General features: G+C 64.8%; 17 protein-coding genes. 13 read left to right on the forward strand and 4 right to left on the reverse strand.

Annotated elements, in window-relative coordinates:
* Positions 1–10: 10 nt before the first annotated feature.
* From MU521_RS18570 to cheB, 4 genes are read right to left on the reverse strand one after another with little or no spacing between them, the layout of a single operon-like run.
* Positions 11–1,258, reverse strand: a complete 1,248-nt coding sequence (locus MU521_RS18570) for a HEAT repeat domain-containing protein (protein ID WP_092690884.1) — start codon at positions 1,256–1,258, stop codon at positions 11–13.
* On the reverse strand, positions 1,258–2,076 hold the full coding sequence (locus MU521_RS18575; RefSeq protein ID WP_092690889.1) for a CheR family methyltransferase: 819 nt from the start codon (positions 2,074–2,076) through the stop codon (positions 1,258–1,260). The genes MU521_RS18570 and MU521_RS18575 overlap by 1 nt, the downstream gene beginning before the upstream one ends.
* A gap of 1 nt (position 2,077) precedes the next feature.
* The gene (gene cheA, locus MU521_RS18580; RefSeq protein WP_092690892.1) at positions 2,078–4,075 is read right to left on the reverse strand and encodes a chemotaxis protein CheA; all 1,998 of its coding nucleotides are present in this window, start codon (positions 4,073–4,075) and stop codon (positions 2,078–2,080) included.
* Between the two features lie 3 nt (positions 4,076–4,078).
* Positions 4,079–5,197, reverse strand: a complete 1,119-nt coding sequence (cheB, locus tag MU521_RS18585) for a chemotaxis-specific protein-glutamate methyltransferase CheB (RefSeq protein ID WP_092690895.1) — start codon at positions 5,195–5,197, stop codon at positions 4,079–4,081.
* A gap of 250 nt (positions 5,198–5,447) precedes the next feature.
* Here cheB and MU521_RS18590 point away from each other — a divergent pair, with 250 nt between their 5' ends.
* From MU521_RS18590 to arlF (MU521_RS18650), 13 genes are all read left to right on the forward strand, one after another.
* Complete coding sequence (locus MU521_RS18590; RefSeq protein WP_092690901.1) at positions 5,448–5,906, forward strand: chemotaxis protein CheW; 459 nt, start codon at positions 5,448–5,450, stop codon at positions 5,904–5,906.
* Between the two features lie 137 nt (positions 5,907–6,043).
* Positions 6,044–6,769, forward strand: a complete 726-nt coding sequence (locus MU521_RS18595; RefSeq protein ID WP_092690903.1) for an RAD55 family ATPase — start codon at positions 6,044–6,046, stop codon at positions 6,767–6,769.
* 162 nt (positions 6,770–6,931) lie between these two features.
* Positions 6,932–7,267: an ArsR/SmtB family transcription factor gene (locus MU521_RS18600; RefSeq protein WP_077206592.1), complete on the forward strand. Its 336-nt coding sequence runs from the start codon at positions 6,932–6,934 to the stop codon at positions 7,265–7,267.
* 149 nt (positions 7,268–7,416) lie between these two features.
* The gene (locus MU521_RS18605) at positions 7,417–7,695 is read left to right on the forward strand and encodes a DUF7521 family protein (protein WP_077206593.1); all 279 of its coding nucleotides are present in this window, start codon (positions 7,417–7,419) and stop codon (positions 7,693–7,695) included.
* A gap of 252 nt (positions 7,696–7,947) precedes the next feature.
* On the forward strand, positions 7,948–8,643 hold the full coding sequence (locus tag MU521_RS18610; RefSeq protein ID WP_092690905.1) for a flagellin: 696 nt from the start codon (positions 7,948–7,950) through the stop codon (positions 8,641–8,643).
* A gap of 118 nt (positions 8,644–8,761) precedes the next feature.
* The gene (locus MU521_RS18615) at positions 8,762–9,415 is read left to right on the forward strand and encodes a DUF7500 family protein (protein WP_092690907.1); all 654 of its coding nucleotides are present in this window, start codon (positions 8,762–8,764) and stop codon (positions 9,413–9,415) included.
* A gap of 21 nt (positions 9,416–9,436) precedes the next feature.
* Positions 9,437–9,946 (forward strand): hypothetical protein, encoded by a 510-nt coding sequence (locus MU521_RS18620; RefSeq protein ID WP_092690910.1) that lies wholly within the window; start codon positions 9,437–9,439, stop codon positions 9,944–9,946.
* Positions 9,947–10,095: 149 nt separating this feature from the next.
* Positions 10,096–10,455 carry a chemotaxis protein CheY gene (cheY, locus tag MU521_RS18625; RefSeq protein WP_092690913.1) on the forward strand — a complete coding sequence of 120 codons (360 nt, stop codon included), beginning with the start codon at positions 10,096–10,098 and terminating at the stop codon, positions 10,453–10,455.
* A gap of 1 nt (position 10,456) precedes the next feature.
* A complete protein-coding gene (locus MU521_RS18630) occupies positions 10,457–11,662 on the forward strand; it encodes a chemotaxis protein CheC (RefSeq protein ID WP_092690916.1) in 1,206 nt (401 codons plus the stop codon).
* The gene (locus MU521_RS18635; protein WP_092690919.1) at positions 11,659–12,177 is read left to right on the forward strand and encodes a chemotaxis protein CheD; all 519 of its coding nucleotides are present in this window, start codon (positions 11,659–11,661) and stop codon (positions 12,175–12,177) included. The genes MU521_RS18630 and MU521_RS18635 overlap by 4 nt, the downstream gene beginning before the upstream one ends.
* A gap of 208 nt (positions 12,178–12,385) precedes the next feature.
* Complete coding sequence (locus MU521_RS18640) at positions 12,386–14,230, forward strand: FlaD/FlaE family flagellar protein (RefSeq protein WP_092690921.1); 1,845 nt, start codon at positions 12,386–12,388, stop codon at positions 14,228–14,230.
* The gene (gene arlF / locus MU521_RS18645) at positions 14,214–14,651 is read left to right on the forward strand and encodes an archaellum stator protein ArlF (RefSeq protein WP_092690924.1); all 438 of its coding nucleotides are present in this window, start codon (positions 14,214–14,216) and stop codon (positions 14,649–14,651) included. Before MU521_RS18640 ends, arlF (MU521_RS18645) begins: the two co-directional genes overlap by 17 nt.
* Before the next feature lies 1 nt (position 14,652).
* The gene (arlF, locus tag MU521_RS18650) at positions 14,653–15,108 is read left to right on the forward strand and encodes an archaellum stator protein ArlF (protein WP_092690927.1); all 456 of its coding nucleotides are present in this window, start codon (positions 14,653–14,655) and stop codon (positions 15,106–15,108) included.
* Positions 15,109–15,114 lie beyond the last annotated feature (6 nt).

Raw genomic sequence — 15,114 nt, forward strand, 5'->3', positions numbered from 1 at the left:
GATACACGGCTCACTGGACACCCCGTCCGCCCAGTTTCGAGATGGCCGAGAAAGCCTTCTTCCTGAGCTGTTCGCTCTCGGTCTGGTCGATGAGGTCGTCGAGGCGCTCGCGCGTGCGCTCGCCGCCGACCTTCCCGAGCGTGAACACCGCCTGTGCGCGGACGTTCTCGTCGTAATCCGTGTCGTCGACCACCTCGAGCAGACGGCTCTCGACCTGTTCCCCGCCGATCTCGGCGAGGCTGGTCGAGGCGAACTGGGCGGTCATCTGGTCCTCGTCGTCCAGAATCTCGACCAGCGCCTCGACGATCCGGCCGTAGCCGGCGCTGTCCTGGTCGGCGACCCGGCCCAGGAGCCAGGCCGTGTTGCGGCGCTGGCGGTTCTGGGTACTCTCCTCCAAGATGTCGATCATCGGCACGAGGACGCTCTGATCGTCGGTCCGGTTGAGTTGTTCGACGACGGTTTCGCGGATCTCGTGGCTCTGGTCGGTCGGCACGTTCGAGAGGAGTTCGATGATCGAGTACACCGCCGTCCGGCGGACCGAGGCGTCGTCGTCGCTCAGGGCACCCACCAGTCCCTCGACCGGGCGGGAGTTGCCGAAGTTCCCCATCGCCCCGACGGCGATCCGCCGGATCGGCGCGCGCTCGTCGTCGAACATGTCGAGTAGTGCGGTCAGGGCCTGCCGGTTGCCGATGGCCCCCAGGGCCTCGGCGGCCTCGCGGCGCACCTCGGCTTTCGGGTCCGAGAGGCGTTCGATCAGGGCGTCGGTCGCGCGGGCGTCCTCCAACCGGCCGCAGGCGCGGGCGACCCGCGCCCGGACGCGAGGGTCCGAATCGTCGAGCGAGTCGAGCAGTTTGGGCAACACGTCCGTCTTCCCGAGTTCGCCCAGTGCGTTGGCGGCGGCCATCCGGAGTTCGGGCACGTCGGCGGTGAGTGCCTTCGAGAAGGCCTTGGCCTTGGCCCAGTCGGCCTGCCGGTCCGCGCCCAGATCCAGGCCGGCCATCTCGGCGATCAACTCCTCCATCGCGTCGGTCCCGAGTTGATTCAGGGCGTCGATGGCGGCGGCGGTCACGCGGTCGTCGTCGGTCGACTGGGCCAGGTCGACCAGCGGCGTCACCACGTCGTGGCCGTCCAGCGTCTCCTCGTCGAAATCGCCGAGAATCTCGGCGGCACGAGCCCGTAACTCCGGGTTGTCGCTGGTCCGGACCACGGACTTGAGTTCCTCGACCTCACCCTCGCGTTCGAGCTGGTAGAGTGACATTATGCCTTGCGGTAGATACGGTGGCGCTTGTCGAACGGTTCGAACGTGTCCCGACACTCGTGGGGGAGCGTCTCGGTCATGCCGATGACGAGATAGCCGTCGCCCCGGAGCGACCCCTCGATGGTCTCGAAGATGGGCACCTTGTATTCGGAATCGATGTAGATCAACAGGTTCCGACAGAGTACCAGGTCGAAATCACGCTTCGGGTCGCCTCGGATGAGGTCGTGGTTCTCGAACTCGACGAAGTCTTTCACCCGGTCTTTCACCTGGAACCGGTCGCCGTCCTGCTCGACGTAGCTCGTCGAGTCCGCCAGCGGGGCCAGTTCCTCGCCGATGTCGGTCGTCTGTGAGGTCTCGTAGATGCCCCGGCGGGCCACGTTCAGCGAGTCGTCGCTGATGTCGGTGCCCAGAATCGAGAGCCGGCGCGCGTTGATCTCGTCGTCGTCGAGCGCGAGCATCGCCAGCGAGTACGGCTCGCGGCCGTCGGCACACGGGGCGCTCCAGACCCGGACCGACCGTCGCTCGCCGGTCAGGCGGCGCAGCACGTCCTGGATACCCGTCCAGGCCTCGGGGTTGCGGAAGAAGCCGGTGACGTTGATCGACAGTGAGTCGAGCAGGCGCTCGGCCTCGCCGTCCTCCGTGGTCAACTGGTCGCGGTACTCGCCGTAGCTGTCGGCCCCGGTCCGGCGCATCCGGGCGGTGATCCGCCGGTCGAGGTAGGCGTCGTTGTAGAAGCCGGTCTCGAACCCGACCTCGCGCTGGATGTACCCGAGCAGGTCGTCGAAGGCCTCGCGGGACTCCTGTCTGCTGTCGGTCATCTCAGAGCGTCACCACGTCGAGGATGTGGACGATGTTGCCGTCCCCTAGCACCGCCGTCCCCGAGAGGCCCGGCGTCCCGCTGAGGATCCCCTCCAGGGGTTTGACGACGACTTCCTCCTGCTGGGTGACGGCGTCACACTTCAGCGCGACCTGGCGTTCGGACTCGCGAATCCGGACGAGCATGCCGTCGCCGTTTGTCTTTGCGTCGGGCACGTCGAACGCCTCGGCGATGTCGACGATGGGGTAGATGTCGTCGTTGTGTTCGATGACTTCCTCGCCGTTGATGATTTTCGTCCCGTTCATCTGGCTGATCTCGTCGATGTTCTTGATCGGGACGCCGTACTGCTCGTCGCCGACCTGGACGAACAGGACCTTGACGATGGCCATCGTCACGGGCAGGCGCAGCGAGACGGTGGTCCCTTCGCCGGGTTCGGAATCGACGCTCACCGATCCGTCGAGTTGCGTGACGGTGTCGTGGACCACGTCCATCCCGACGCCGCGGCCGCTGGTGTCGGTCACCTCGTCTTTGGTGGAGAGGCCGGGGTGGAAGGCTAGGTCGTAGATCTCACCTTCCTCCATCCGGTCGAGTTCCTCCTCGGTGCGGACGCCGTGTTCCAGCGCCTGCTCGCGGATGTCCGCCACGTCCAGCCCTGCGCCGTCGTCCTCGACCTCGATGATGACGTGGTCGCGCTCCCGCGTGGCGCGCAACTCCACGGTCCCCTCGCGGGGCTTGCCCTTCCGTTCGCGCTCCTCCGGAGGTTCGATCCCGTGGTCCACGGCGTTCCGGAGGATGTGCATCAGCGGGTCCGAGATCTCGGTGAGGATCGTCCGGTCGAGTTCGATGTCTTCGCCCTCGATCCGGAAGTCGACCTCCTTGTCGAGTTCACGCGCCAGGTCCCGCACGAGTCGCGGGAACTTGCCTACGACTTTCTTCAGCGGGATCAGGCGCATGTCCATCACCGTGTTCTGGAGGTTGGCGCTGATCTTGTCCAGCTCGTTGAGGTTCTCCCCGGCAGCGTCCATGTCGCCGTCGGCGACGGCCCGGCGGAGCTTGATCCGGCTGGTCACGAGCTGTTCGACCTGGCCGTGGAGTTCGTCCAGCCGGTCCACGTCCACGCGGACGGACTTGATCTCGTCGACCGACGAGTCCGTCGACGCCGCCGTCTCACCGCTATCGCTGCCGTCCTCGCCATCGTCGGCGAACTGGTCGACGTGCTCGACGGCGAAGGCGTCGATCTTGGAGACGCTGCTGAGACTCCCGCGGAGGACGTCGGTGTCCGGGGCGTCGACCAGCAGGTCGAACCCGCCCTCGTACTCGCCGTCCTCGATCTTCGCCCGGGCGGGTTCGGCGGCCAGCAATCCGAAGGTGTCGGCGACCGCCTCGACGGCGAGCATCCCGTCGACGCCGAGCATGTTGCTGTCGCCGATCTCGACGCGGACGTGGTAGGCCTCGTCGGCGTCGACGCTCGCGTCCGCGAACACCGAGGTGTCGACCGTCACGTCAGTCTCGCCATCGTCCGCGCCGTCGTCGGCGTCGTCGCCCTCGCTCTCGGCGGTGTCGTCACTGGCTTCCTCGGCGGCGTCGCTGCCCGCGTCGCCCCCGTCGTCGGCGGCGTCGGGGCCGTCTTCGAGGACGCCCCGGATCTCGGCGACCATTTCGTCGGTGTCGGTCGTGGACTCGCCGTGTTCTTCGATCTCGCTGACGATGACCTCGATCTGGTCGACGCCCGCGAAGATCATGTCCATCACCTCGGGGGTGACCTCCATGTTGCCCTCTCGCATCTCGTCGAGGAGGTCCTCGATGGCGTGGGCGAGATCGCTGGCGTCCTCGAAGCCCATCGCGCCGAAGTTGCCCTTCAGCGTGTGGGCCGTCCGGAAGATCGACTCCATCGCCTGCTCGTCCTCCGGGTCTGACTCCAGGGCGAGCAGGGAGTTGTTCAGTTCGGTGATCGCTTCCTCGCTTTCGCGGATGAACGCGTCGAGATACTGGTCGTCCATAGTTTAGGCCTCCGTAAGCGCGTCGAGTACGGCGTCGGTGATCGACTCCAGTGCGAGCTCGTCGTCGACGACGCCGGTCTCGACGGCTCGTTTCGGCATGCCGTACACTGCCGAACTCGCCTCGTTCTGGGCGATCACGCGACCGCCCGCTCGCGCGACGGCGCGGACGCCGTCGGCACCGTCGGTCCCCATCCCGGTCAGGATGACCGCGACCATCGGGTCCGTGATACAGTCGGCGGCGGTCCGCATCGTCACGTCGACGGCTGGCCGAACACTGTTCTCCGGCGGCGCCTCCGTGAGTGCCACGCGGAGTCGCCCGCGTGCGTAGTTCGAAACCTCCATGTGCTTGCCGCCGGCGGCGACCAGCGCCTCGCCGCCGCCGATACGTGCGCCGTCGGTCGCCTCGGCCACGTCGTAGTCGCTGCGACTGTCGAGGCGCTCGGCGAAGCGGCCAGTGAAGCCGTCGGGCATGTGCTGCACGATCAGCACGCGCAGGTCCGCCGCCGGCGGCAACTCGGCCATGATCCGCTCGACGACCGTCGGGCCACCCGTCGACGACCCGAGCAACAGCGTCGGGTTGTCCACGTAGGCGGCCGGTTCCGCGACGGTACCGGTGTCGGCCCCAGCGGCCGGGCCCGTCGCCGAGGCTTCGGCGGCCTCGATGGCCTCCGTGTAGGCCTCCTGGGGCGTGGTCGCGTCGGTACCCGGACCGACGCGAACGTCGACTTCCGCGACCGACTGCACCATCTCGACCAGCTGGTCTTCCAGCCGGGACATCTCCATCGAGACCTCCCCGCCGGGTTTGGTGAAGAAGTCGACTGCGCCCTTCTCCAGGGCCTCGAAGGTCACGTCTGCGTTCTCGTCGGTGTGGGCCGACAGCATGAGGACGGGCGTGGGCGTAGTGGCCATGATCTCCTCGACGGCCTCGATACCGTTCATCTCGGGCATCTCCACGTCCATCGTCACCACGTCGGGCTCGTGCTCGCGGACGGCGCTGACGGCCTCGCGACCGTTCCGTGCCTCCGCGACGACCTCGACGCCGCTCTCCTCGAGCATATCGGAGATGACACTCCGCATGAAGTGGGAATCGTCGGTGACGACGGCCCGGGTCGCCCGTGCCATTCAGCTCCCTCCGTGGGAACCGGCCGGCCGGTCGCGACGGGGGGACGCGTCGCCGACGGTCGCCGTTGCGTGTGCGAGACGGTCCGTCCGCGTCGGGCGTTTCGGCATCCGTGAGTTCTGTCCCGGTGGTATCCGCGAGCAACCAATAAAGACACCGCCCCCGTAATCAAATGTGATAGCCCAGGGGCCAATCTTAAGTCCGGATCCACGTTCAGTTGGGAGTAGACCGACTCCGACGGTCGAATCTACTATGTCACAGGCGACACCGACGGACACCGCCGAGGCGACGGGGCAGGTACTGGAGTTCAAACTCGGGCCGGAGACGTACTGCGTCGACATCGACTACGTGACCGAGATCGTCGACGTGGGCGAGCTGACCGGCCTCCCGAACGCACCCGACTACGTGAAAGGTGTGATGGATCTGCGCGGGCGCACGACGGCCATCGTCGACCCGAAGACGATCTTCGACATCGACGGGGCCGACGCCGACGCCCAGCGGATCATCGTGTTCGACCCCGAGATCATCGCCGACCGGAAGGCCGCCGGGTGGCTCGTCGACGAGGTCCACCAGGTCGTCAAGCTCGACCCCGACACCATCGAGGAAGCCCCCGAGAGCGGGCGCGAGGCGGTTCGGGGCGTCATCAACCACGAGGACGACGAGGAGGACGGGTTCGTCATCTGGGTCGATCCACAGGCCGTCCACAAGTAGACCGGTCCGGCCCCGTTCCAGATACAGCCCCGAGCCAACGTCTGGCCGCCGTTCACGACCAGTTAGAGAACAAGGTTTTTCTACCCTGACGGCGGACCCTTTTTTAATTCGCGGCGTGTACGCCTCTTCAAGGAAACATGATCGAGCTAACGAAGACGGGGATCGACGGACTCGACCAGATCCTCAACGGTGGGATCGTCAAGAACTCGACGACGCTGGTCAGCGGGAATCCGGGGGCCGGCAAGTCCATCCTGGGGCTGCAGTACATCTACAATGGCGTCGAGATGTTCGACGAGAAGGGGATCTATCTCTCCTTCGAGGAAAACGAGAAAGACATCCGCGAGGCCGCCGAGTCCATCGGCTTCGAGAACTGGGCCGACCACGTCGAGAACGGCGATATCAAAGTGTTCGACAAGCAGGTCCTGCTCCGGGAGAACGATTTCACCTCCTCGCTGGACCTGTTGCTCGACGACATCCAGGACGATGACTACCAGCGGATGGTGCTGGACTCGCTGACCATGTTCCAGCTCTTTTTCGAGAACGAACAGGAGAAACGGACCTACCTGCTGAAGTTCACCGACATCCTCCGGAAGAACGAACTGACGACGCTGATGACCAACGAACAGGGCGCGGTGTTCCCCGACACGGATATCGGACTGGAGAACTACCTCACTGACGGGAACATCTACCTGATTCAGACGCCCACTGAATCGGGGGTCAACCGCTACGTCTGGGTGGCCAAGATGCGCAAACAGAACATCGAGACCGACATCTTCCCGATGGAGATCGAACACGGCGGGATCACGGTCCACCAGAACGCCAGCGCGTTCTCGATGATGAGTGAAGACGAATCGCCGATCTGAGTCGCTCTACCACTTGTTATTTGCTTCGATAACGGATGTAACCCACTACTGTCCGGTTACGAGGATCTGAAATCGGCGGCGATACTCCAGATATCGGGCCGTTTCGATCGTTCGTTGGACCCGTCAATTTTATACTTGGGTAAATTCATTATCTGATAATCAATGCCACCTGCTGAGATTCTACGAACGCTTGGAAACAAGTACAGTGCCGAGATCCTGGAGGCGACCGACGAGCCCCAGTCGGCACAGGGGTTGAGCGAGGAACTCGATATCCCCATCGCCACCTGTTACCGGCGGATCGACGAGTTGACCGAGCACGACCTGCTCGAACTCCACGACAACATCCTCTCGGACGACCGCCGACGGATCAAGGTCTACCGCCGGAACGTCGACGAGATTACCGTGGACTTTTCGGGAGAGCTGTCCGTGGCCGTCGAGGAACGGTCGGAAGTCACCAACAAACTCGACGAGGCGTGGCGGACGCTCTCGGAGAGTTGATTTCAGCATTCGATCCGCTGGGGGAACCGAGGGGCGCTGCAGTCGGGCGGTTTTTGCCCCCGCTGTAACGGGTAGTTATCAGCATAGATATTTTCAAGGGTGGATTTAAGGTATAGGTCCTCCCTCTATTGTCGTAGGGACAGATTGTGATGACAGTAGAAATCCTCTATGCCGCCTCCACCCTGGTCTTCGTCGTGGCCGGGTTGACGATGGTCGGCATGGCCATACGCGCGTACGTGCAAACGTCACGGCAGGCGATGTTGCATCTCTCGCTGGGCTTCTCGCTGGCCGTTGCCGGTGCCGCCGCGACGATGATCAGTGCGTTCATCAACGACTTCTCGGGGACCCGCTGGCTGTTGCTGGTCAACAGCGGCCTGACGACGTTCGGGTACCTGTTTGTGATGTACAGCCTCGTCACCTACGAGTGATCGCAGCTCCCGGCGCCCTCCAGCAGCCGAACCACCAGACGGAGACGGTATTATCACCGATGAAATCGCAGTCCAATCTCGATTATCATATCCAAATCCTCCAGACTGGCGTTACAAATCTCTATAATCGCCGGCTAATCGGTTGTTTTCAGACTCGATAATCGGCAGGTCAGGTTTATTACCAAGAATTGATTCTGTCCGTGTAGAGTCCGGGTCGGCCGTGACGGTCGCTCGGGCACAGGTAACATAGCCATGTTCGAGATATTCAAAGAAGACGAAGACCGAGGCCAGGTCGGTATCGGGACCCTCATCGTGTTCATCGCGATGGTGCTGGTCGCGGCGATCGCGGCGGGCGTCCTGATCAACACGGCCGGCTTCCTGCAGAGTCAGTCAGAAGAGACGGGCCAACAATCGAGTCAGCAGGTCACCAACCGTCTGGACATCGTCTCCAAGACCGGTGAGAAGACGGACGGTGCCGACGCGACGATTACCAACGACGATTACGGGACTGTCGACTCGAGAGACGAAGCGCTCGGGAAAGTGACGCTGATGGTGACGAAGGCACCCGGTGCATCGGACATCGACCTGCGGGACGTGACGATTCAGTGGGTCGACGATTCCGGGGTGTACAACATCGTCTCCGAGAAAGCAGCCAGGGATGGCGCAGGGAACAACGCCGGATACTTCGTCATCAACCCGGTCAAAGACGAGGACGGCTCCAGCACGATCGTCAACAGTCCCGACGACCGGATGGAGCTGGTCATGACGCTGGGTGCGACAAGTAACATTGATCTCGGTGATACGGACGGTACGCCCACCACTGCGGTGGACCGTCTGGAAGAGGGTGACTCGGTCACGCTCAACGTCGCGACCGAAGACAGTTCGGCCTCGACAGTGCGGATCACCGTGCCCCAGTCGCTGAGCGGGCAGACGGCCGCCACGCTGTAATCCGGTCACACACTTTTCGTTTTCTTCACGCCGGCCAGAGACATCTCGGTCCGTTCGCCACGGACGCCGTCTGACACCACCGACGGAATTATTGCCCTCGGTCACGGCAGATTATAGCATGCCCCCGGGCCGAGACGAGGAGCCGACCGGCGGTGACCCCGAAGAGGGCCCCGTCCTCTCACCCGAGGAACTCGACATCGCCGAGGACGAACGGGTCAAGGAACTCGACGACGGCCGCTACGTCGTCTCGTCGGGCGACCCCATCGCCGACACCGGCTCCGAGCCGGCCGGCCAGATCGACGGGGAGACGGCCAGCGACCGGCCCGTGCCGCCGGAACCCGACACCGATCCCGAGCCGGCCGGCGCACCGTCGGCACCGACACCACCCGAACCGGAGTCCGAACCCGATGCCGAACCGGAACTCACGGCCCGAACGGTTCACGAGTGGCTCACCGACGATATGGGTGCGGCGAACTCCCGGTACGGGTTCGACATCACCGCGGCGTTCGACGGTGAGGTCTCCCAGCAGCGGATGGTCTCGAACGACGTGGTCACCATCTTCGAGAGCCTCGTCATGTGGTACGCCCAGCAGATCGACCGAAACACGCCCGTCGAGGAGGTACTCGGCATCCTGCTGATGGAGGCGAACGTCCCGGTCCGGTATCCGCCCGACGCCATCGTTCGGACGCTCGAATCGACGGATCTCTCGCCCGAAGACTCCATCGCCGATCTGCTCGAGGAGATCCGCGAAGACGAGGGGCTCCAACTGTGACGCTCCCGACCCCGCCAACGCATGGCTGACCGCTCGGTGCCGTCGGTCCGGCGACTCCAGCTCGGTACCGCCGCCGTCGTCCTCGTCGTCCTCGTCCTCTCGGGCCCGCTCGTCGGCGTCGTCGACCTCACGCCGGAGTCCCGCGGTGCGGCCGAGCTCGGGGATGGCACGGCCGAGGCGTCGGTCGTCGGCGACCCGACCGCCGACCTCGCGATCACGCCCGGTCGGTTCGGGACCAACGTCTCCTATCTCCGGGTTCCCCCGGCGGTCGTCGACGTACGACAGGTCGAGGACCGGCCCCGATTGCTCTACATCGTGCGGGTGCCGGCCCTGAACTTCGAACGCTCCGTGACGGAACCGCTCGACGAACGCGTCGACGGTCGCGTCACGCTCCGGATGGACGACCGCGCGTTCCGGCACGCGCGCATCCGCAACGAGAGCTACAACGCGACCGTCGTCGTCCGGGTCCAGAGCTTCGAGGTGAGTCGGACCGTCTACCGGCGAACGGCGACCGTGCCGGTCCGAGACTGACGCCGACGCCTGCAGACTTGATAACGTTTCGTCCCGCCCCAGATCCATTCCGGGCTCCGAACGTCCACGTCACGCGGCGTAGCCCGTATTCAAACACGATAATCTGACGGAAGGGTTTATGCCGATATTCGCAGTACGAATCGGTAACAATGTCAGAGGTACTGATCGCGGACGACTCGGAGTTCATGCGGAACCTGCTGCGGGAGATCCTGGAGGAAGACCACCGGATCGTCGGCGAGGTCGAGAACGGCGTCGAAGCAGTCGAAGTGTACAAAGAAGAGCGGCCGGATCTGGTCATGATGGACATCGTGATGCCCATCCGTGACGGGATCGAGGCGACCGACGAGATCAAGAACGGTGACCCGGAGGCGACGGTGATCATGTGTACGAGCGTCGGCCAGGAAGAGAAGATGAAAGAGGCGGTCAAGGCCGGTGCGGACGGGTACATCACCAAGCCCTTCCAGAAGCCCAGCGTAATCGAGGCCATCGAGGACGCAGTCGGGGCGTAGGATGGAAGTAGACATCCAGTCGCTCGAGACGTTCAACCAGCTCGCCGCCGAGGGAGCCCAGCAAGCGACGGCCATGCTGGCCCAGATGACGGGCATCCAGGCCGAGGTGGAGGTGACCAAGATCACGCTCATGGACCGGGCCGACATCGGCGAGGAACTCGCCGGACAGGAACTGGTCGGCATCGGGTTCGACCTCGAAGGGGCGCTGGTCGGCGACACGACGCTGGTCTTCGAGGAGGCCTGTACTGGCCCGATCGTCGAGGCACTGCCGGGCGGTGCGGCCGGCGACGAGATGGTCGAGTCGAGCGTCAAGGAGCTCGGCAACATCATGATGAGCGGGTTCATCGACGGGTGGGCCGACTTCCTCGGGACGACCATCGAACACTCGCCCCCGGAGTACGTCGAGGCGACCGGCGCGGACGTGCTGCCGGCCGCGGACGATCCGAACGAGCAGGTGTTCGTGTTCAAGAGCCACATCGAGTGGCCGGGCGAGGACCTGTACTTCTACATCTACATGCTGCCGGCCTACGATCAGCTCACCGAGCTGATGGCCGACAGCGGGACCGGCGAGGACGCCGTCCCGGTCGACAAACTCTCCGTGTTCAACGAGATGACCAAGGAGGGGACCGCGACGGCGGCGGCCAACGTCACGCAGATGACCGGCATCGAGACCGACGCGGAGGTGACCCAGATCAGCTTCGCGCCCGTCGAGGACGTGCCCAAACAGGTCGACAACAAGGCCTACGTCGGGACCGCCGTCGAGTTCTCTGGGACGCCCAGCGGCTACCTGATGATCCTGTTCGACGAGGAGTCGGCGATGAACGTCGCGGAGGCGCTGATGCCGATGGAGCCCGAGGGCGAGGGTTTTACCGACATGCACGAGAGTGCTATCGAGGAGATGGGCAACATCATGACCAGCGGCTTCATCGACGGCTGGGCGAACGTCCTGGAAACGTCCGTCGATCACACGCCGCCCCGCGTCGTGCACGATATGGGGCGAGCGATCATCGACCCCCTGGCGGCCCAGGTCGGCCAGCACCAGGAACACGCCTTCATCATCGAGTCCCACATGCAGACGGCCGACCTCGAATTCGGCTGTGAGATCCACGCGCTCCCCGACGACGCGGAGCTACGGCAGGCGCTCGAGGAACTGGACGTCGCACGGAAAGACGAGACCGAGCCGGACGTCGAAACGATCTTCGAATGAAAGTATACGACAGTAGCACGGGCACGGCGAGCAGTCCCGAACAGGAGCGGGTCAAGGTCGGCATCGCGGAGTACGAGGTGACGACCAGCGACGCGACACTGACGACCAGCGGTCTGGGGTCCTGTCTCGGCGTCGCACTGTACGACCATGGGGCCGGCGTCGCCGGCCTCGTCCACGTGATGCTCCCGTCGGCCGACGGCGTCGAGGATCCCAACGCTGCCAAGTACGCCGACACCGGCATCGAGACGCTGTTGCTGGAGATGGAACGCGTCGGCGCGAACCGCGACAGCATCCACGCGAAAGTCGCCGGCGGCAGCGACATGCTCGACTTCTCGGAGAACGGATCGGGCATCGGCGTTCGGAACATGGAACAGGTCGAGTCGACCCTCGACGATCTCGGTGTCCCCCTCGTCAGCGAAGACGTGGGTGGCGACCACGGCCGCTCGCTCCGTCTGGACGGGGCCTCCGGTGACCTCACGGTCAAAAGCGCCAACAAGGGAAGCAAGACGATCTGAATCTCCGGGGGGTACTTAAACGACGGATGTTTCTATCGGTGATAACAGGGTCGCCGATTCCGGGAACGACGACCTATCGACTGGAGCCAGGTCTGAAACCCGATTTCGGCTAATTCGCCCGAAATCTCCAGTTGAAGCGTCTGACGAGTATCACTCATGATACTATAAGCGACAGGTTGAAGACCGTAAGGAGCGAATACTGCCAGTGATGAGTAGTCTCGCCGCGGGCCCGGTCGCGCTCGTGCTCGCCGCCGGCGGTGAGGGGCTGGTCCCGGAGGGACTGGCCCCGCTGGTGGCGCTCTTGGCCAGCGGCGTGGTCGGAATGAGTATCAAAAACGTCTTCGACTCGATACTCTCCGACGAGGACGAGGACGGCGATCTCGGCGGTGATATGGGCGACGACATGGGTGGTGACATGGGTGAGGACGGCGGCCTAATGGCCGACGAGGGCGGCGACGACCTCGACGACTTGGGCGGTCTCGGCGGCGACGACGACCTGGGCGGGTTCGACGACGACGGCGGCGACGGATTCGGCGACATGGACGGTGGTGGCGGTGGCGGTCCGGCCACCGACGAGCTGGAGAACCGGCTTGACGAACTCGAAAACGAAGTCGGCAGTCTCCAGTCGACGGTCAACACCGTCCGCAACGAGAACGAACAGATCGGCGAGCAGGTCCAGGACCTCGACGAGAATATCCGGAAACTGCTCGACATCTACGAGATGGTTACCCGCGGTGTCAACCCCTTCGCCGACGACATTCAGGGGGGTGCCGGTGGCGGCGGCTTCGAGGAGGGCAGTTTCGGTCTGTTCAGCGACGACGACGACGACGGTGACGACGAGGAGATCGACGACGAGATCGCCAACGCCGACGCCGAGGGCTTTTTCGACGAAGACCTCGTCGAGGACGAGGGCGACGACAGCGTGGAGGACGTCGGCGACGACTTCGGCGGCGTCAGCGACGTGGTCGACGACGGTGACGATGGCGGTGGCGACGACATGGGCGAGTTCGACGACGATTTCGACGAGTTCGACGACGACGGTGACGACGATTTCGACGACGGCGGCGACGACATGGACGATTTCGGTGACATGGACGACTTCGACGACGGCGGCGACGATTTCGATGACCTCGACGACGGTGGTGACGACCTGGACGACGGCGGTGACGGCGACGGCGGGAAGTCCTTCCAGGAACTCAAACAGGAGTACGAGTCCGGCGACGCCGACTGGGCCGAAGGCGAAGCGCCCGACGACGCCGCTGAGGAGGGGGCCGACGACGAGCCCGTGGTCGAACCCGCCGACGACCTCGAGGACGACGGCGACGACTTCGACGACGGGTTCGCGGACGGAGCCGACGACGACGGGTTCGGCGACCTGGAGGACGATCTCGACGACGCCGACGACGCGGACGGCGACGTGGTGGAGTCGACGGATGTCGACGACGTCCTTCCGTCTGCCGGCGACGACGGCGAAGCCGGTGAGGACGCCGACGACGCGGCCGACGGGGGCGGTGCAATGGCCGTCGAGGCCGAACCCGAGCCCGAACCGAACGTCGAGGCCGAATCCGCGATGGACCCGGACCCGGAACCGGCGGTGGACTCGGAGTCCGAACCGGAACCCGAACCTGAACCCGAGCCCGCGGCCACGACGCCCGACGCACCCGCGACGGATCAGGCGAGTACGGCCGAGACGGACGGGGCCGCGACGGACGACGGGCCGGGCAAGCCCTACCTGCGGACGCTTCCGGACGGGTACGCGGCCGATCTGATCGTCATGGAGTGGCTGGAGTACCTCGTCGGGGAGTCGGACGTGCGCGAGACGGCCGAAGCCATCCAGTACTACGAGCGAATCGACTGGGTGAGCGAGTCGGTCGCCGGGGAGTTGCGGTCGTTCCTGTCGGGCTACGACGGCGGCGGGTCGGGTGGATCGCTGACGATCGATCACCACACCCAGAGTCTCCGCTACATCAGCCAACTGGGCGAGGACGCCGCCAACGGGGCGGCCATGCGACTGTTGGCCCGTGGAGGTGGTGGTGATGGGCTTCAGCGTTAGCGGCTCGGCGGCGATCATCTTCGCCGGGATGTTCATCGGCTTCGGCATCCTCTACGGTGCCGTCTCCGACGGCTACGAGCGTGTCTCCGACGCACAGGACGCCCGGACCAACGACGCCCTCGAGACCGAGAACACCGCGATCAACGTCACGTCCGCGGAGTACACCGGCACCAACGACCGGCTCACGGTGCTCGTCGAGAACACCGGCGCGACCGCGGTCGGGCTCAACGCGACCGATTTCCTGATCGAAAACGAGTACGTGACCGACTGGCAAGCCTCGGCGACCGTCGCCGGGCACAAAGATACGTGGCTGTGGCTGCCGGGCGAACAGCTCAATATCACGGTTCGGACGAGCGAGGTGCCGGCGCGGGTGACCGTCGTCACCGGCAACGGCGTCGCCCGGACGGCGGAGGTGAACTGAGATGGGTATCAGTGTGACCTCGTCGTTCGCCGTGATCGTCGTCGGCGCGCTTCTCGCGTTCGGCGTGTTCTACAGCGCCTCGGCCAACTCCTTCGAGCGCGTCCGGGAGGCCAGCGAGGGCCAGAACGAGCGCTTCAAAAGTGTGCAGGAGACGGCGATCACCGTCACGGCGGCCGACGTGATCGACACGACGCCCTGTACCGTCCAGGTCAACGCCACCAACGAAGGCCAGACCACGCTGGGCATTGGCGACACGGACGTGCTGGTCGACGGGGTCTACCGAACGGGCTGGCAATCCGAGACCACCGTCGCCGGCGACGAGAACACCAGCGACTGGTTCCCGACCGAACGTCTGTCGCTCAACGTCTCCGTCGACGGGACGCCGGAGCGCGTCAAGGTCGTCACTGGCCCGGGCGTCGCTGGCACTCGTGCGATCACCGGGGGGTCAGCATGCTGACGGAGG

Origin of the sequence: Halorientalis regularis (genome assembly GCF_023698535.1) — an archaeon.
Taxonomy (GTDB): domain Archaea; phylum Halobacteriota; class Halobacteria; order Halobacteriales; family Haloarculaceae; genus Halorientalis; species Halorientalis regularis.